This is a genomic window from Desulfitobacterium sp., assembly GCF_034927245.1.
GTDB lineage: Bacteria > Bacillota > Desulfitobacteriia > Desulfitobacteriales > Desulfitobacteriaceae > Desulfitobacterium_A.
In genome coordinates this window covers 17,803-35,217 of the sequence record NZ_JAYFQK010000085.1, presented here as the reverse complement: position 1 = coordinate 35,217, position 17,415 = coordinate 17,803, and the positions used below count along the sequence as shown (strand labels likewise).

Below are 17,415 nucleotides of genomic sequence, written 5' to 3'. Positions count from 1 at the left end.
ACTTCTGCACGGAACGGTTTGCCAAGACGCGGGTGAAGAATGGCTGCGGCATGTTCCAGTTCACCTTTTTCGCCCACAATGACACCTTTGCCATAGCTATTAACCTCTTCTTTAGCAATGCCCAAAGCTTTCACACCTTGTCTTGCCAAGATCGTACCGAGTTGTTCGCCATATTCCATGAGTTCTGTTAAATCTTCAACGTATTTTCCTGCGAATGGATTTTTAATAACCGCTGCCACCGACGCTTTACGCGTAGGTGGAGTCACCATTTTTTCGCCATCTTTCCGTGTTTCTTCAACCACAGTTACGATTTTACGAATTTCCATTGCCATTTTTAACTTCCTCCTTTTTTATTACCGGATAACATAGATCATTGGGAATCATCCCAACAAACTCATCTAAAAAGACAACCGCGCCTTGAATAATGCCTTGAGAGAATAGGTCGTTCGCCTTTGCTAAGGCATTTTCCAGTGCTTTACTTTTAACCTCCGGACTCAGTTCCCCAACCTTTACCGTTACGTAATGACCCGGAATATCTGTCTGGGGATCAAGCTCCTCCGCAGGTAATTGCAGAATATGAGGATCAGGTGTAAAACAATGATTCGCGATCAGGGTTGCACAACTATCTGCGACGCGTGCGCTCTGGGCTAAAACTGTCGCTGAGCTTGCAATTCCTTTGGTAAAACTTCTTCCGCCCCTTCCACTTGTGGCTACTCCCCCAACTCCGCTGCTACTTGATAACTTAATCACATGGGTGAATCGCTTGGCCCCGATACTCGGAGTTATCCCGACTTTCGTTCTTTCAGAACCGAAAAGCCGAATCGCGATATCTCCGCCATTATTAATAATTACTTTATGGGCACCATCTTCAACCAATCGATCGGCTACCAGATCTGAAAATGTTCCGGCTACGGCAGCCATGGGCGTGAGACTTCTATCTCCCGTTGCCAGCACCGCTTCAACCATACGACGGAGGGGAAGGGGTAGTTCATGGGGACGGGGATAGCTCAGGGTGCGGACATCCTTCGCCTGATCCAGAACCTGGGATAACTGACTTAACCAGGTCATGGCCTCCTTCGCAGCTTCTTGCATTTGCGCGGTCATATTTTTATCAGGAGATGTGGCCATGAGCATCATTTCGATCGGCCCATAGTCGAGAAAGACTCGATCCTTATCAAGAACACTGATCATGGATTTCTGTGTTTTTTAAAATCTTTAAGCGGTTTAATATATTGGGTATGACCGCCGATTTCCTTATATTTTGCGAGGGGCATCGTGTATTCAACCGGTGCAACAGTTGCCGGTGTAGGCACCCAGGTAAACGCTTTGGGAACAACTTTTTCAACATCAACCATGAAGTTGATGCCGCCGCCGGGCAAAACATAAGTCTCCGCTCCACCGATTGTCAGTTTAGCAGCCCCATCGTGGACAGCCTGCGTGACTTTAATCGGATTCACAGCTACTCCGGCCCGAGCACTGCCACCTGTACCCCCTGTATAGAGTACGGAAACCCTTGATCCTTCGCAGTTCGCAGCAATCGTATCAACAGCCTTTTGGACCTCATGGGTTACGGGAATCTCGGTGATAGTACCTTGAGCACCTAATTGGAAGAGGGCAGCTTTTTGTCCCGTGGTTTCAGTAACCAGAATTTTGATCCCGGGTTTGGCAACTGACATATCCACCTCTTTGATGGCATCCCGGGGATTCTCGATATTCGTTCCTCCCCAGCCCTTACCTTGCTCTCCAAAATAACGGCCGCGGGTACTTTTACGTGCATTGGGGATCACACCACTCCACGTCATTCCTAAATAGGCACCTGCCAGATGCTCCGATAAAAGCCCCACGACATGGTAATCAAGGATGATGGCTTCATCGACAACGTCTTTGAGGATTCCCGCAAACATGCCGATTGTGGCACTTCCGCACCCCACGCGCATTTTCTGATCCTGAACCCCATCAATGATCGGGGAATGGCCGACCTGTAATTCAAGAGTGCTTCCATCTTCAACTTTCAGAGTCACTCTCTCGCCATTCGCTAATTCCACGATCGTCCGTGCAACAATGAATCCATCTTTGCCAGTTAAGAGGTTCGCCCCACCGATCGAGAGCATTTTTGAACCATATTCTTCAGTATCGACAAAACCGACGACTTTGCCGTTTCGTTTAACTTTAGCAGTTTCCGCTCCGATAGATAGATTCGTATCGATTTTAACCTTTACCCCACTGTAACTCAGTGGAGCCTCTGTCACGACCGTCACCGTTTCAACCCCGTCCACAGTATCCTGAACAATATGGGGCGCGGGACGGCAACACGGATAATTCGTTCCGGCCCCTACGGCTGAAATGAGGGGGCCTTCTTTGGGAAGTTCCGTCACCAATTGACGATTACGAACCAATTTTCCTCCCCGGTTTTGATACCGTTGGCAAGCCCCGGTGTACCCTTCGACAATCTCGCATTGCACAGGGCATGAAGAGCATTTAACCGCCCCTTCTTTGATTTCAGAAGTAAAAGTTGCTGCCTTAAATTTGCAAACCCGTGTACAAATCCCACAACTGGCACAGTTGTCTCCGATAATAGCTTTTTTCTCTACAATTTTAATTGCTTGATTAGGGCATTCTCGAGCACACATGCCACACCCTTTACACAGGTCAAGATCTATAACGACTGCCATCTTATAACAATCCCTTCCCGATACTTCTTACGAAAGTTTTACTTAACCGTGTATTTCCGGGTGGATGGAGGAGTGTTACGACTCTTCGTGACGATAATTTCGCCATCGACGATAACCATCGCTACCCCAGGAAGATCCCCTGCTTCGAGTGCTCCCATAGCATCTGAAGCAATTGAACCCATTGGCGCATCCATGATGACTAAATCAGCATCTTTACCTTCTTCAATCAATCCGGTATTTAAGCCATAGGTTTTGGCCGTATTTCCTGTAGCCATAGCGACAACTTTTTCGGCTGGAATTCCGCACATTGAAGCCACATAACTCATCGTACGCAGAACTCCCAAAGGAATAATCCCTGTACCGGACGGTGAATCATTGCCAAAGATAAGCCGGTTTAAAGCTCCTTTTTCATTTAACTTATTCACGACTAATTGCGCGATTTTCGGGTTGCCGCATTGCACAATTTCCAAAGTCAAATCCGTAGTATTGATCAACTTTTCAATTTCCTTAGGAGCAACCGCTGTCGGTCCGCCATTGATATGGGAAACCACGGTCGGCTGAACAGCAATGACATCATCAGCGGTCACTGTAGAACTGCCGGGAATCGAGGTTCCGCCTGTATGCATCGCAACTTTCATTCCATATTTCTTAGCCCATTCCACCATGGGTTTTGCATCTTCGGGTTTTTTAACACTTCCTAATCCAACTTCACCGACAAGCCAAACCCCTTCTTTAGCCATTTCCGCGAAGTCGGCTTCAACTAAACCTTTTTCTAAAATCAAAACGCCCCCGTGGACTTTCAGGCCGGTAGAGCGTAGGTTGTCAAACGATTTATGAGCCAGGATAGCCAAGGCTTTTGTTCCTGCCGGATCTTTCGGACGACCGGGAGTATGGCATTCACCGGCTGAGATAAACGTGGTCACACCACCATGGACAGCTCCGATCAGATAATCTTGTGTTTTCTGGCGTGGGGTATAATCACCGAGAACTGTGTGCACATGGGAATCAATAAAACCCGGAGAAACGGTCATCCCCGCTGCATCCACGGTTTTTTCAACCTTGAAGTTCTTTAAGATATCACCATTACCCACTTTAGCGATCTTTCCGTCTTTGACCACGATGGTATTGAATTTTGAGACCGGATTCTGAATATCCCCCGTAAGCAATTTCCCAATGTTAGTTAGTGCAAGTACTGACATGAACAATTCCTCCTTCTTTTTTCTGCCTTAAGAAAGCTATGCACCCTTTCTGGGATGATCGACAGTTCATTGACGCGTCATGATTTAATATATGCAAAAAGCATACCAACTCTTGGTATGCTTTTTATGGACAAAAACCTGCCCTATTTTCAGTTGATTTAAGGTTTTTGTCAATCGGGCTGCATTTGTAAACTCCAAACCCCTCCTCGAAATACCCTGAATATGTTTCAGATCTGAGCTATTGCATTGCAGATATAAGCGATATTGTTGCATTAAGAAGATATCTTCTGTCAGTCTTGAATCAGTTATTACAAATTACACAATTTGATCATTATTTTAGTTCCTCTTCTAATCCTAATTCTGTCAAATGTCTCCATAACGTGCTTGTGCTAATTCCTAAAAGCTTCGCCGCCTTATTTTTTTTATACTTCGAAACTTGAAGAGCCTTTTGAATTACCTTTTTTTCCGTCTCCCTGATAGCTTCGTTTAAATTTAGGTCCTCCGGCTGAATTTTAACTGATGAAGGCTCATTTCCTGAAATTTCGCCCTTCTGTATGCCCAAAGGTATATGCCGGGTTAAAAGAACGGATTCATCCCGTCCAACCATATTCATGGCATGTTCGATACAATTCTGCAGTTCACGAACATTCCCCGGCCAAGAATAGTTCTGGAGAACATGCATTGTTTTAGAATCAATTTCTTCAATGAATTTTCCGAAACATGCATTATATTTCTCCACAAAATATTTAGCTAAAATGGGGATATCTTCGTTTCTCTCGCGCAGCCCCGGAATCTTGATCTGAACGACATTTAAACGATAATATAAATCCTTTCTAAATTTCCCTTCGGCAATGAGTTTGTTAAGATCCTTATTTGTTGAAGCAATAACCCGTACATCCACTTTCAAAGACTTAAAACCTCCGATACGGACGACTTCCCTTTCCTGCAAAACACGCAGCAATTTAGTCTGCAAACCTAATTCCATTTCACTAATTTCATCGAGGAAAACAGTCCCCCCATTGGCTTGCTCAAAAATCCCTGGGCTTCCGCCTTTTTTAGCCCCTGTAAATGCTCCCTCTTCATATAATTTTTGGTGTTTGTTCGTGACATTTTCATTATTAAACCCAAATCCAAATTTATCATTCATTGGGATTCGAACGGCCATGGCTCCATTCACAGAAAAAGACTTCGCAATGACAGGCTCTTCTATTTGCATTGCCTTATGTGCGTGCTTACTCATCTTCCCTTTAAACCTCTTATTTTCTGTTCCATCGGGATTATAACTGACAATGCGCTCACCGCGTTCGTTAAATAATACAGCCTCTCCGCCGGCCACTTGAGCAATCATGGGCAAAGCCCGCCGCAGGGCGTCTTGGAATTTCTGTTCTCTCTTAAAACGCTCAATATTACTACAGCTCAATACATAATCATCCAAGGGCAGAGCCCAGGCATCTGCTTGATCAACAATCTGGGATGAACCCAGCAATGGTTGTCCTTCCGCCACAGCTCGCTGCGCTAATTCATAAACTTTTCCTTTTAAGCTTTCTACTTCATTGCCGTTAAAATCAAATGTGTAAAGTCTGCGGCCTTTTCGGTCTGTAATCGTGGCATAACCACCGGTCGTCTTTGCTAAAATCGGTAATATTCTTAGGATAGATTCTTGTTGCATGTTTTTCTCCTCCGAATTGCAATAATTTCTCTAGAGAAGGGTAAACACATTTTTGGAAAAAGCCACATCCGTTTAGTGTAAAATATGGATTATGCTTCCTAGTCAAGAATGGTAATCACCTCACAAAAGAAGGGAGTATAGCTAGCTACTTGAAGTAGTTTTGCGACACCTCCACCTTCTTAATTTTATTATATTATACTCCTAATTTCGTTTTAAGGTTATGGATTTAAAATTAAGCGGCCGCTTATTTCTACAGATTCGCTTCGTAAACCCGTATAAACTCCTTGATCGCGCCTTCTGTATCGGCATCTTTACCCATCTCTTTCAAGGTCTCCCCGACGAGTTCCAAAGCCTTAACAAAGTCGGCCCTTGTGACATTCCCCAAATGGCCGATTCTAAATGCTTTACCGGCTAATGATGCTAAAGATCCCGCAATGATCATTCCTTTAGAAGCCAGTTTTGAACGGAATTCCGCATCATTAACTCCTTCCGGATAGAGAACACAGCTTAAGGTCGGTGCCGCAACCTCTTCCGAAGCTATAGCCTTCATTCCATAGACTTCCAAACCCGCACGGACAGCTTTGCCTAATGCTGCATGCCGGCGATAACGAGTCTCTAAACCCTCTGCCATGACTATCTCCATCCCTTTTTCAAAGGCATAGATCATGTTGACAGGCGGAGTCGCATAGTACTTTCCGGGATTCTGCATAATAGGGAGCCAATTTTTAATATCCGCATAATAACCCTGTACGCCTTCCCGTGATTCGCGAGCGGCAAGAGCCTTAGGACCAAAGGCGACAATGGCAAGTCCCGGCGGAACTCCGATTGCCTTTTGAGATCCGGTCAAGACCACATCAATCCGGTAATCCGGATTGCCATATTCCTTCTGCATATCTTCTTCAATCGCAGCCGAAGCGCAAACCCCATCCAGGATGAAAAGCGCACCGCTTTTCTTTACTGCCGGCACCAATTCATCAAGATTAGCCACAACACCTGTCGAGGTATCGACATGTGTTACCGTTACCGCTTTATAATGACCTTCTGTGCATTTCTTCTCAACTTCCGCTACATCAACATGCTTTCCCCATTCGGCTTGAATCGTATCCACTTGGATACCAAACGCCTTGGCCAAAGGAGTAAAGCGATCTCCGAAATAGCCATGGCTGACGACTAATAATTTTTCACCGGGGGCCACGGTATTGATGATGGCGATTTCCATGGATAAGGTTCCCGAACCGGATACAACAAAGACTTCACCATCTGTGTTGTTAAACAGTTGCCGGGTCATTTCTAAACTATGTTTAAAAATCTTAACGAACCGAGCGTCCGTATGAGCCATAGTTTCCTTAGCCAAAGCATGATAAATGTCGTCAAGAACCGGCGTCGGTCCGGGGATGAGTAATAACTCCTGATTGGGCATAATAATGATTTCCTCCTTAGAATAAATATATTGCAATTGTTATATCATAATCCTTTTAAAACCAACTTCTTTCCCAATAGTCCCCATCCTAAATCTATTTTAAGCTTGTAGCTGTCATCCAGATTTAATAAGGATAAATGAATATACACTTTAACCTGATCATTAAGCAGAACTTCTTTATAATCACCGGCTTGGGATTCGTCCGGACTCCCCAATTGTATTCTTGGGTACCGCTGCCTGGCAAGTGCATTTCCACCGTTAAGCAAAATGTACTTTTGAGCTTCAGAAGTAACCATTAAGTTCATTCCAATCCTCCCTTACCTTAAGGTAACATATTCAAAATTGCCTGTCCAGTTCAGGCGGACAAATGTCTAATCAAAAGCCTAAAATTCCGCACTCTTTACCGTCCTCGGAAATGCTATAACATCCCTGATATTTGAAATTCCCGTCAAATACATAATGATTCGCTCGAAACCCAGTCCATATCCGGCATGACGGGTTCCGCCATATTTACGCAGGTCAAGATACCAAGCATAATCCTCTTTATTCAGTCCGAGCTCATCCATTCTCTTGACCAAGACATCCAGTCGTTCTTCACGTTGACTTCCGCCAATAATTTCTCCTACTCCGGGAACAAGAAGATCCATTGCCGCAACTGTCTTTTTGTCATCATTCATCCTCATATAAAAAGCCTTAATATCCTTGGGGTAATCAATAACAAAGATCGGTTTTTTAAAGATATGTTCTGTCAAATAACGTTCGTGCTCTGTCTGTAAATCAACACCCCACTCCACAGGATATTCGAACTTATCTTTGACTTTTTCTAACAGCTCAATAGCCCTGGAATAGGTAACCCGCTCAAAATCAGACTGCACAATATGGTCCAGTCTTTCCAGTAAATTTTTATCGACAAACTCGTTGAAAAATGCCATTTCCTCCGGTGCGTTCTCCAGAACATAATTAATCACGTATTTAATCATGTCCTCGGCTAACTCCATATCATCTTCTAAGTCAGCGAAAGCAATCTCCGGCTCAATCATCCAGAATTCCGCAGCATGACGAGCCGTGTTTGAATTTTCTGCCCGGAAGGTTGGTCCAAAAGTATAGACATTTCGGAAAGCCATACAGTAGGCTTCGGCATTAAGCTGCCCGCTTACGGTCAAATTTGTTTCTTTTCCGAAAAAGTCTTTAGCATAGTCGATCTTCCCGTCCTCAGTGCGAGGCAAATTATTGAGATCCATTGTCGTCACACGAAACATTTCCCCGGCCCCTTCGGCATCGCTTCCGGTAATAAGGGGAGTATTGATATAAACAAAACCCCGCTCCTGGAAAAATTGATGGATGGCAAAGGCTACCAGGGAACGCACCCTAAAGACTGCTGAAAAGGTATTTGTTCGAGGACGCAAATGCGCAATCGTCCGCAAATATTCAAAGGAGTGGCGCTTCTTTTGCAGCGGATAATCTGCGGCACAATCTCCTTCAACACCAATACTCTGAGCTTTAAGTTCAAAAGGCTGCTTCGACCCCGGTGATTCAACCAGGATACCCTTCACGATTACGGAAGTTCCCGTTGTTAACTTGGAAATCTCAGCGTAATTGCTTAGACTCTCTTCAAACACAATCTGCAGATTCTTATAAAAAGTTCCGTCATTTAACTCAATAAAACCAAAGGCCTTCGAAGCCCTCAGTGTCCTTACCCACCCGGAAACCTCAATTTCCTCGTTTAAGTACCGCTTGGAATTCCGAAAAATATCTTTAACTAAAGTAACTTTCATAAGCATAAATCTCCCTTCATTTTGCTTCTACATTATAATCTGATCTATTTTTTTGTCTTCATAGTATAGAGTATAAGAAAATAAATTCCACCTTTATAGCCAAAATCCTTCTTCATGATCAATTCCGGGGTTCCCCTTTAAGTCCAAAATGGATAATTTCCAAAATGGATAATTTCTGCATGCAAGCCAACTGTAAGCGAACTGTATAAAGAAAAACTGTAAAGAATACAATACACATGATCTTTAGCTTGAAGGAAAACACATATTTATCGAGAATATAACTGTTGCACAACACAAAGGAGATATGTGCAGTTGTTACTTAGTTGTTTCTAAATATACTAAAATATAGGAGGTAATAAACAATGTCTTATGTACAAGAAGTCCTCAAAAAAACCGTTGAAAAAAACCCAGGTGAAGTTGAATTTCATCAAACCGTCAAAGAAGTTCTAAATTCACTAGAGCCGGTATTCGACAAGCATCCCGAATATATTACAGCCGGAATTCTCGAAAGAATTGTAGAACCGGAAAGGCAAATTATGTTCCGTGTTCCTTGGGTTGATGATCAAGGGAAGCTCCAAGTCAACCGCGGTTTCCGGGTTCAGTTTAATAGTGCGATCGGGCCTTATAAAGGAGGTCTCCGTTTTCATCCCTCCGTTAACCTTGGAATTATTAAATTTTTAGGCTTTGAGCAAATCTTTAAGAACTCCTTGACCGGACTTCCCATCGGCGGCGGTAAAGGAGGAAGTGACTTCGATCCCAAAGGTAAATCCGATACCGAAGTTATGCGTTTCTGCCAAAGCTTCATGACTGAACTCTACCGTTTCATTGGTGCCGATACTGACGTCCCTGCCGGAGATATCGGCGTAGGCGGACGCGAAATTGGCTATTTATACGGTCAATATAAGAGAATTACCAATCGCTATGAAAGTATTTTAACCGGTAAAGGCCTCCCCTATGGCGGCAGCCTTGCACGAACAGAAGCCACCGGTTACGGTGTTGTTTATTTCATGGATGAGGCCCTCAAGGCTCAGGGAAAATCCTTAAAGGGCGCAACCGTTGTTGTATCCGGCTCAGGCAACGTTGCGATCTATGCCGTTGAAAAAGCGCAGCAACTGGGTGCCAAAGTCGTCACTATGAGTGATTCCAACGGCTATATCTATGATGCGGACGGAATTAAGCTCGATACGGTTAAACAGCTTAAAGAAGTGGAACGCAAACGGATTAAAGAGTATGTAGAAATTCATCCCAGTGCCCAGTATCATGAAGGCTGCGCTAACATCTGGAACGTTCCCTGTGATATCGCATTCCCTTGCGCCACACAAAATGAACTCGATGCCAAAGCCGCGGAGATCTTACTCAACAATGGCTGCTTTGCAGTCGGAGAAGGGTCTAACATGCCTTGCACACTGGAGGCCAGTGACGTATTTTTAAATAAAAAAATTATCTACTCGCCCAGTAAAGCCTCAAATGCCGGCGGAGTTGCCGTTTCCGCTCTGGAGATGTCCCAAAACAGCATGCGCTACTCCTGGACATTTGAAGAAGTTGACGCTAAGCTCAAAGATATTATGGTTAATATCTACAATAACGCAAGCAATGCCGCTAAGGAATACGGATTTGAAGGAAACCTTCTTGTTGGAGCTAATATCGCCGGATTCCTAAAGGTTGCCGAAGCGATGAAGGCTCAAGGACTTGTTTGATTTCTTTGATTCCTTTGATTCGTTTGATTCGTTTGATCCCTTGAATTAAGTCTAAAGAAGACCCGGCTTCGCTGAGCTTTAAGCGGGGGCAAAGCCGCTGGTTGCACTTCGAGTTTATCAACCGATAAAAACTTATACATTACGACACGTACAAAGAAAACGGTGGAAAAGGTTTTAAATCCTTCCACCGTTTTCTTTATTTTAACTCAAATCATCAGAGTTTCGAGAAATCAAGAGTTGCAAAATAATCCTCAAGTGTTTCCGCCCGGCGTATCATTTCCACTGTTCCATCCTCTTTAAGAAGAAGTTCAGCCGAGCGAAGTTTGCCATTATAGCTGAAACCCATCGCATGCCCGTGTGCTCCGGTATCATGAATGACGATAAGGTCACCATAATCAATACGCGGAAGCTCTCGATCCACAGCAAACTTATCATTATTTTCGCACAGACTGCCAGTAACATCATAAGTATGGTCCTTCGGCCAAGCTTCTTTGCCTACGACTGTAAGATGATGATAGGCCCCGTAAATACCCGGCCGCATTAAATCAGCCATGCAGGTATCCAAACCGATATAGTTTTTATAGATTTCTTTTTTGTGGATGGCCCGGGCGACTAAATAACCATAAGGCCCGGTAATCACTCTTCCGCATTCCATCGCTAATTTAAGGGGACGTAAATTCCTGGAAGAAATTCGTTCCTCATAGGCTTTACGTACTCCTTCCCCAACATATTCGAGTTTAACGGGTTCCTCTTCCGGATGGTAGGGAATTCCGATTCCGCCCCCGAAATTGACGAGTTCAATTTCGATTCCTAACTTTTCTTTAAGTTCACCCACGAGATCAAACATCATCTCTGCCGTCTCGATAAAATAATCCGGATTAAGCTCATTCGAGATGACCATCGTATGCAGACCAAAACGAGTCGCACCTTTATCTCGCACAATTTCATAAGCATGAAAAAGTTGTTCTTTGGTTAAACCATATTTTGCTTCTTCCGGAGTTCCGATAATCGAATTGCCGCCTGATCTCAAGGGACCCGGATTATAACGGAAACTCATTAGATCCGGAATGCCTGCTGCCTTTTCCAAGAATTCGATATGGGTAATATCATCAAGGTTCATCACTGCCCCAAGCTCTCTTGCCTTTTTGAATTCCTGAGCAGGAGTATCATTGGAGGTAAACATAATATCTTCGCCGGTAATCCCCGTTTTCTCCGCCAAAATTAACTCCGCCAGTGAGCTGCAATCGGCACCAAAACCTTCTTCACGTAAAATTTTCATAATATAAGGGTTCGGTGTCGCCTTCACTGCAAAATACTCCTTAAATTCCGGTGCCCATGCAAAAGCATGAACTAAACGGCGAGCATTCTCGCGAATCGCTTTTTCATCATAAATGTGAAATGGTGTCCCATATTGGGCCACAATCCCTTCCAGTTGTTCTCGGCTAAACGGTAATGTTTTATTGGCCACGATCCAAACCTCCCTAATATCTCCGGTGAATGGCCGATTCAGCTCCTCATCAAAAAAGCGGTTACGAGCACACTCACAACCGCTTTAAAGGTACAAAGGAAATCCTTCACCCTTAATGGACGAGATAGCACTCCACCAATTCCCGGTGACAGTCTTACACTTATTCAGTGCAAGCCCAGCCTAAAATTCTTTGCCTTAAATCTAGGCTTCGGCGGGAACTCCTTTTCGTATTGATCATGAGTTGGCAGCCTCACAATACGTACTTTTAATTCTCCGCGCCTCTATCATTCATTTATTATTATTTTTCTATTATGCAACAGATCAATTTCTATGTCAACACCACCATTTTACTTATCCTTATCCTTCTCCTTATCCATTAATCCTTTATTATGAAAAACGTTCTCAATCTCTAGGGTAATCTGGCCCCCTTTGATGCTTTCGTGGGGTTCAACCCCAAAATCATCCTCTATGGGGCTGCTTACACTGATAACACCCGCAGGCTCCCATAATTGACGCTTAAGTTCCTCTGGCTTGCTTTTTTCTTCATTCATTATATATTCCTCCTTTTAAGATTGTTCCTTATCACCTCAAATATAGATTAGAATACCCCAATACCTTAAAAAACTTGCTTGACGCCGGAAGACTCATTATTTATATTGAAAGTATCCAAAGTCAATATTATCGCTGGGAGGACGGAATATGTCTCAAAAAACAAATGCAGCACGGATCCTCGATCAAGCGGGGATTTCCTATAAACTGATCCCTTATGAAGTCGATGAATCTGACTTATCTGCTGTAACGGTTGCCCGTAAAGTTGGGATTCCACCGGAACAAATTTTTAAAAGCATTGTTGTACGCGGGGATAAAACAGGAGTGCTTATTGCTTGTATCCCCGCAGATAAAGAGCTTAACCTCAAAGCCCTGGCTCAGCTTAGCGGCAATAAGAAAGTCGAAGTCGTTCACTTGAAAGAAGTTCAACCCTTAACCGGATATATTCGTGGCGGTGTCTCACCCCTCGGTACAAAGAAAAAATACCCTGTTTTTTTTGATGAGACTGCAGAACGGGTTGACGGCTTGTCGATCAGTGCCGGAACCCGCGGCTTACAAATCTTTATCGCCCCCCATGATCTTTTAAGGATTACGGAAGCTCAAACCGGGGCAATTACGGTTTAGGACAATATAATAGCTAAAAACGTTGCAAAGGATTACAATAATCCCTGCAACGTTTTTGTTTTAATAGAGGAAACTTACTTCAATAAAGGAAACTACTTCGGGTGAGGTTTTGACTCCATCTGAGGTTATCTGAGGTTTAGTTAATTTTAAATGAACTCTTCAAGGATACAATCCGATTAAAGACGGGCCTCTCCGGAGTCGAATATTTCGGATCAACATTAAAGTACCCGTGACGATAGAACTGGAATTTATCATGTGGCTTAGCCTCTTCCATATTCCGCTCGACAAAGCCTTGCTGAATCGCCAGCGAATTGGGATTGATATAATCGAGGAACGTTTTTCCTTCCTCATCCTCCGCTTTCATTTGTTCATCCAGAATTAAAGGCTCATACAGGCGAAACTCCGCGGGAAGAGCCTGACTTGCTTCAACCCAATGGATCGTGCCTTTGACCTTCCTGCCCGTAAATCCGGACCCGCTTTTCGTCTCGGGATCATAGGTACAGTGAATCTCGATGACCTTACCGTTTTCGTCCTTAATAACCTCTTCACATTTAATAAAGTAGGCATGCTTTAAACGAACTTCATTCCCGGGGAAAAGTCGGAAATATTTTGCCGGAGGATTCTCCATAAAATCTTCTTGTTCAATATAGATTTCCCGCGAAAAGGGGATTTGCCGAACCCCCATTTCCGGATTTTCCGGATTGTTTTCCGCCTCAAGCATTTCAACTTTTCCTTCCGGATAGTTGGTAATAATGACTTTCAAGGGATCGAGGACAGCCATTGTCCGAGGAGCCTTTAACTTTAAATCCTCCCGAATGAAATACTCCAGCATTTTTTCATCAACAATGCTGTCCGCTTTAGCCACACCGATTTCGCGGGCAAAGTTCCGAATGGATTCAGGCGTATATCCTTTACGGCGCAGACCGGAAATGGTCGGCATTCTCGGGTCATCCCAGCCGTCAACAATTTTCTCATCCACTAAAAGTTTAAGCTTGCGTTTGCTCATCACGGTATTTGTAATATTTAAGCGGGCAAACTCATATTGATGAGGAACATTGACCATCTCGCATTCACGGACTACCCAATCATAAAGGGGACGATGGTCTGCAAATTCCAGAGTACAAATGGAATGTGTCACTCCTTCGATAGCATCTTCTAAGGGATGGGCAAAGTCGTACATGGGATAGATACACCATTTATCTCCCGTGTTGTGATGCGTGGTATGAGCAATTCTATAGAGGATGGGATCACGCAGATTGATGTTCGGCGAAGCCATATCGATCTTAGCCCGAAGAACCTTCTCACCGTCCTTAAACTCGCCCTTGCGCATCCGCTCAAATAGATCTAAATTCTCTTCAATCGTCCGATTGCGATCAGGACTTTCCTTGCCGGGTTCGGTTAACGTCCCCCGAGCTTCGCGGATTTCCTCCCCAGTCTGATCACAAACATAAGCTTTTCCTTTTTGAATCAATAATACCGCCCGTTTATGAAATTCCTCAAAGTAATCAGAAGCAAAAAAGAGATTATCCCATTGGTAACCCAACCATTTTACATCTTCCTTAATCGACTCCACATATTCCGTATCTTCCTTCACAGGATTCGTATCATCAAAGCGCAGATTGGTCTTTCCCTTAAATTCATCCGCCAACTCAAAATTCAAGCAGATTGATTTGGCATGTCCAATATGTAAATAGCCATTCGGCTCAGGAGGAAAACGCGTTAGAATATGTTCGACTTTTTTTGATTCTAAATCCTCGATAATAATATTTCGCAAAAAATTAGATGACTTGTTTTCCACTGGTATCAACCTTTCCCTTCCCATTCAACATCTAACCCCAATTAAAACTGAATCACAAATTAAAGATTAATCTATGTAAAATTCTACTTAAAATAAATATTTCCTTCTTACTTTAGTATTCCCCTTTCTTGCAAGAATGAATCTCAGTGGGCCGGCAAAATCTCTACCCAATAATTATCGGGGTCATTGATAAAGTAAATTCCCATTTCCTGATTCTCGTAGCAAATGCATCCCATCTTTTTATGATGTTCATAGGCTGCCTTGAAATCATCGACAACCAAAGCAAGATGAAATTCATTATCGCCCAGATTATACGGCTCTGTTCGATCTCTTAGCCAGGTTAATTCAAGCCGATGTGGGGTCAATCCATCCCCAAGGTATACAATGATAAAGCTTCCATCCTGGGGCTCAATGCGGCCCACCTCAACCAATCCCAAGGATTCGCGGTAAAACTCGAGACTCTTTTGCAAATCAAGAACATTAATATTATTATGGTTAAAGCTGAATTTCATGATTATCCCTCCATATTCCATAAGATATTCACAATTATTGTATAATCATTAAGAGGTGATCACAATGGGAAATCTCAATGTCAAGATTAATTATTTATACCACAGCGGCTTTAGTGTCGAAACCCAACATCATTTTTTAGTATTTGATTATTACCAAGGTCCCATCCAACTGAGCACGAAACCCACTTATGTCTTTTCTTCACACAGTCATTCAGACCATTTTAATCCCATCATCTTCAAATGGCAAAAAGGAAGATCGGATATTCACTACATTCTAAGCAGTGATATTCGGCTTCCTGCCGGCGCGGTAAATACCCAATCCCTCTCTCCTTATGATGAGTGCCAACTTGATGATCTTAAAATTAAAGCCTATAACTCTACAGACATCGGGGTCTCCTTTCTTGTTGAATGCGAAGGAATCCACTTTTTCCATGCCGGTGATTTAAACTGGTGGTACTGGATCGACACTCCCGCGGCAATGAAACAAGCCGAAGACGGATTCAAAGATGAAATCAAAATAATAAAAGGAGAACGCATTGATATTGCCTTCTTCCCGGTTGATCCAAGGCTGGAAAAAAATTATTCCGCCGGAGCCGAACATTTTATTGAAGAGATTCATCCTCAGATCTTAATTCCCATGCATTCTTTTGGCCATGATGATGCCGCTGTGCAATTTGCGGAGAAAATGAAAGATTCTCCAACGAAAATCGTTACATTCAGCAATAACAACCGGGAAACGGTCCTCACTTTTTTTAATGAGAACGGACTTCCTCATTTTCAACAAAGCGCGCAATAAGAGTTCCGATGAATAAAGACCACACCGGGGCGCTTATACCTAAGATGGTAATATTGGATAACGCAATCACAAAAGCCAGGGCTGCGCTGAGTTTCATTGTGGGCTGGGAAAAACTATTCTGCATGCTATTTCCAAATACACCGAGCAAGGCAAAACCCACAAGAATTGAAATAAAGGTTGAAGGTAAAGCTTGAATCCACGGAACCAACGCCCAGGAAAAAAGCCCGAAACATAACACGATCACACCGGAAACAACCGCTCCCATGTACCTTTTTTCCTTTGGGCCGGCCTCTTCATCCGCACATATTGCGCTCATCATTCCCGCAACATTGGCCGATTGTCCGCCAAAGAAGCTTGCAATGATTGAAAAAATCCCGCTCCACGAAACAATCCTGTTAATCGGCGGCTGATAATCATTTTGCTCTAAGGCTCCAATCCCCACCGCCGCATCATTGCTTAAAATGAGCAGAGCAAGAGGAATGGAAACCGAAAGAAAACTCGTAAAGCTAAACTCCGGAACTTGAACATACGGAACAACAAATGAAGACGCAACCCCCTTACCGGAGAGCGGGTAGGTCAAAAGCAAGAGGACCGTACCTGTTACAACCCCGGCAACCATCGGCGGAACCCGCCTCTTTCCCTTACTGAAAAAAAGATAGGCAAGAAATGATGTCAGCCCGACAAAAAACAGCTGACTTATTGAAACTACAAAGTTAACCATATATTTTGTGATCATGCCCGCGAGCATTGCCGAGATGATTGCCTTCGGGACATAATTCATCAGCTTTGAAAAAATACCGAGTACCCCGACAAAGAGCATCAATACCGCCGAAAGAAGATAAGCCCCAATCAATTCCGAATAGGTAAATTGGGCAGTGACTGTCGCCAGAAAAGCTACCCCTGTAATCGAATGAGCACCCACGATCGGCATGCGAAACCGCAAGGGCATGACAATACTAAAAATTCCGCCCAAGACATAACACGAAAACATCCAGAAAATCGTTTGCTCTGTTGTGAAATTCCCTTTGGCAGCGGCTTCTAAGATAATTGCCGGGGGACCTGTTACCGCTAAAAGCGCAGCAACAATCCCTGCGGTAATATTTCTTGGATTTAAATCTTTCAATGGATGATTTTCCATGCTTACTTTCCCCTAAAATTCTCCGTTAATTAATCCGTATTTTATTATTTTATAACAAGATCTCACAATTTTAAATATAAACGACTTAAAGCACGACG

General features: G+C 43.6%; 16 protein-coding genes and 1 riboswitch. Of the genes, 3 read left to right on the top strand and 13 right to left on the bottom strand.

Going from position 1 to position 17,415, the window contains the following annotated elements; genetic code table 11:
* From VB077_RS16515 to asnS, 8 genes are all read right to left on the bottom strand, one after another.
* Positions 1-332, bottom strand: a 332-nt coding sequence (locus VB077_RS16515) for an amino acid synthesis family protein (RefSeq protein WP_323416353.1), incomplete at its 3' end; no start/stop codon positions are given.
* Complete coding sequence (locus tag VB077_RS16510) at positions 313-1,191, bottom strand: UPF0280 family protein (protein ID WP_323416352.1); 879 nt, start codon at positions 1,189-1,191, stop codon at positions 313-315. The genes VB077_RS16515 and VB077_RS16510, both read right to left, overlap by 20 nt.
* On the bottom strand, positions 1,188-2,672 hold the full coding sequence (locus VB077_RS16505; RefSeq protein ID WP_323416351.1) for a 4Fe-4S binding protein: 1,485 nt from the start codon (positions 2,670-2,672) through the stop codon (positions 1,188-1,190). Before VB077_RS16505 ends, VB077_RS16510 begins: the two co-directional genes overlap by 4 nt.
* A 38-nt stretch (positions 2,673-2,710) precedes the next feature.
* Positions 2,711-3,871, bottom strand: a complete 1,161-nt coding sequence (locus tag VB077_RS16500; protein ID WP_323416350.1) for an amidohydrolase family protein — start codon at positions 3,869-3,871, stop codon at positions 2,711-2,713.
* 331 nt (positions 3,872-4,202) lie between these two features.
* Positions 4,203-5,540 carry a sigma 54-interacting transcriptional regulator gene (locus tag VB077_RS16495; RefSeq protein ID WP_323416349.1) on the bottom strand — a complete coding sequence of 446 codons (1,338 nt, stop codon included), beginning with the start codon at positions 5,538-5,540 and terminating at the stop codon, positions 4,203-4,205.
* Positions 5,541-5,790: 250 nt separating this feature from the next.
* Entirely contained in the window at positions 5,791-6,960 is a 1,170-nt protein-coding gene (locus tag VB077_RS16490; protein ID WP_323416348.1) for an alanine--glyoxylate aminotransferase family protein, read from the bottom strand.
* A gap of 44 nt (positions 6,961-7,004) precedes the next feature.
* Positions 7,005-7,265 (bottom strand): hypothetical protein, encoded by a 261-nt coding sequence (locus VB077_RS16485; RefSeq protein ID WP_323416347.1) that lies wholly within the window; start codon positions 7,263-7,265, stop codon positions 7,005-7,007.
* Positions 7,266-7,343: 78 nt separating this feature from the next.
* On the bottom strand, positions 7,344-8,735 hold the full coding sequence (gene asnS / locus VB077_RS16480; RefSeq protein ID WP_323416346.1) for an asparagine--tRNA ligase: 1,392 nt from the start codon (positions 8,733-8,735) through the stop codon (positions 7,344-7,346).
* 362 nt (positions 8,736-9,097) lie between these two features.
* Here asnS and gdhA point away from each other — a divergent pair, with 362 nt between their 5' ends.
* Positions 9,098-10,432, top strand: a complete 1,335-nt coding sequence (gene gdhA, locus VB077_RS16475; protein WP_323416345.1) for an NADP-specific glutamate dehydrogenase — start codon at positions 9,098-9,100, stop codon at positions 10,430-10,432.
* A gap of 214 nt (positions 10,433-10,646) precedes the next feature.
* Here the strand turns inward: gdhA and VB077_RS16470 are convergent, their stop codons facing one another.
* Together VB077_RS16470 and VB077_RS16465 are read right to left on the bottom strand one after the other, a co-directional pair.
* On the bottom strand, positions 10,647-11,900 hold the full coding sequence (locus tag VB077_RS16470) for a diaminopimelate decarboxylase (protein WP_323416344.1): 1,254 nt from the start codon (positions 11,898-11,900) through the stop codon (positions 10,647-10,649).
* A gap of 117 nt (positions 11,901-12,017) precedes the next feature.
* Positions 12,018-12,192: riboswitch (Lysine riboswitch) on the bottom strand.
* A gap of 55 nt (positions 12,193-12,247) precedes the next feature.
* Positions 12,248-12,451: a hypothetical protein gene (locus VB077_RS16465; RefSeq protein WP_323416343.1), complete on the bottom strand. Its 204-nt coding sequence runs from the start codon at positions 12,449-12,451 to the stop codon at positions 12,248-12,250.
* A 148-nt stretch (positions 12,452-12,599) separates the two neighbouring features.
* Between VB077_RS16465 and ybaK the strand changes: the two genes are divergently transcribed.
* Positions 12,600-13,073 carry a Cys-tRNA(Pro) deacylase gene (gene ybaK, locus VB077_RS16460; RefSeq protein ID WP_323416342.1) on the top strand — a complete coding sequence of 158 codons (474 nt, stop codon included), beginning with the start codon at positions 12,600-12,602 and terminating at the stop codon, positions 13,071-13,073.
* A 136-nt stretch (positions 13,074-13,209) separates the two neighbouring features.
* On the opposite strand, the gene VB077_RS16455 is transcribed toward ybaK, so the two are convergent.
* Both VB077_RS16455 and VB077_RS16450 read right to left on the bottom strand, forming a co-directional pair.
* Positions 13,210-14,895: a glutamine--tRNA ligase/YqeY domain fusion protein gene (locus VB077_RS16455; protein ID WP_323416341.1), complete on the bottom strand. Its 1,686-nt coding sequence runs from the start codon at positions 14,893-14,895 to the stop codon at positions 13,210-13,212.
* 119 nt (positions 14,896-15,014) lie between these two features.
* The gene (locus VB077_RS16450; RefSeq protein ID WP_323416340.1) at positions 15,015-15,383 is read right to left on the bottom strand and encodes a VOC family protein; all 369 of its coding nucleotides are present in this window, start codon (positions 15,381-15,383) and stop codon (positions 15,015-15,017) included.
* Between the two features lie 64 nt (positions 15,384-15,447).
* Between VB077_RS16450 and VB077_RS16445 the strand changes: the two genes are divergently transcribed.
* Positions 15,448-16,179, top strand: a complete 732-nt coding sequence (locus tag VB077_RS16445; protein ID WP_323416339.1) for an MBL fold metallo-hydrolase — start codon at positions 15,448-15,450, stop codon at positions 16,177-16,179.
* Here the strand turns inward: VB077_RS16445 and VB077_RS16440 are convergent.
* Entirely contained in the window at positions 16,136-17,317 is a 1,182-nt protein-coding gene (locus tag VB077_RS16440; RefSeq protein WP_323416338.1) for a benzoate/H(+) symporter BenE family transporter, read from the bottom strand. The genes VB077_RS16445 and VB077_RS16440 overlap by 44 nt on opposite strands.
* Positions 17,318-17,415 lie beyond the last annotated feature (98 nt).

Coding starts and splice junctions, on each gene's coding strand:
- VB077_RS16510 (WP_323416352.1), bottom strand. CDS start 1,191: ATGATCAGTGTTCTTGATAAGGATCGAGTCTTTCTCGACTATGGGCCG.
- VB077_RS16505 (WP_323416351.1), bottom strand. CDS start 2,672: ATGGCAGTCGTTATAGATCTTGACCTGTGTAAAGGGTGTGGCATGTGT.
- VB077_RS16500 (WP_323416350.1), bottom strand. CDS start 3,871: ATGTCAGTACTTGCACTAACTAACATTGGGAAATTGCTTACGGGGGAT.
- VB077_RS16495 (WP_323416349.1), bottom strand. CDS start 5,540: ATGCAACAAGAATCTATCCTAAGAATATTACCGATTTTAGCAAAGACG.
- VB077_RS16490 (WP_323416348.1), bottom strand. CDS start 6,960: ATGCCCAATCAGGAGTTATTACTCATCCCCGGACCGACGCCGGTTCTT.
- VB077_RS16485 (WP_323416347.1), bottom strand. CDS start 7,265: ATGAACTTAATGGTTACTTCTGAAGCTCAAAAGTACATTTTGCTTAAC.
- asnS (WP_323416346.1), bottom strand. CDS start 8,735: ATGAAAGTTACTTTAGTTAAAGATATTTTTCGGAATTCCAAGCGGTAC.
- gdhA (WP_323416345.1), top strand. CDS start 9,098: ATGTCTTATGTACAAGAAGTCCTCAAAAAAACCGTTGAAAAAAACCCA.
- VB077_RS16465 (WP_323416343.1), bottom strand. CDS start 12,451: ATGAATGAAGAAAAAAGCAAGCCAGAGGAACTTAAGCGTCAATTATGG.
- ybaK (WP_323416342.1), top strand. CDS start 12,600: ATGTCTCAAAAAACAAATGCAGCACGGATCCTCGATCAAGCGGGGATT.
- VB077_RS16455 (WP_323416341.1), bottom strand. CDS start 14,895: ATGGGAAGGGAAAGGTTGATACCAGTGGAAAACAAGTCATCTAATTTT.
- VB077_RS16450 (WP_323416340.1), bottom strand. CDS start 15,383: ATGAAATTCAGCTTTAACCATAATAATATTAATGTTCTTGATTTGCAA.
- VB077_RS16445 (WP_323416339.1), top strand. CDS start 15,448: ATGGGAAATCTCAATGTCAAGATTAATTATTTATACCACAGCGGCTTT.
- VB077_RS16440 (WP_323416338.1), bottom strand. CDS start 17,317: ATGGAAAATCATCCATTGAAAGATTTAAATCCAAGAAATATTACCGCA.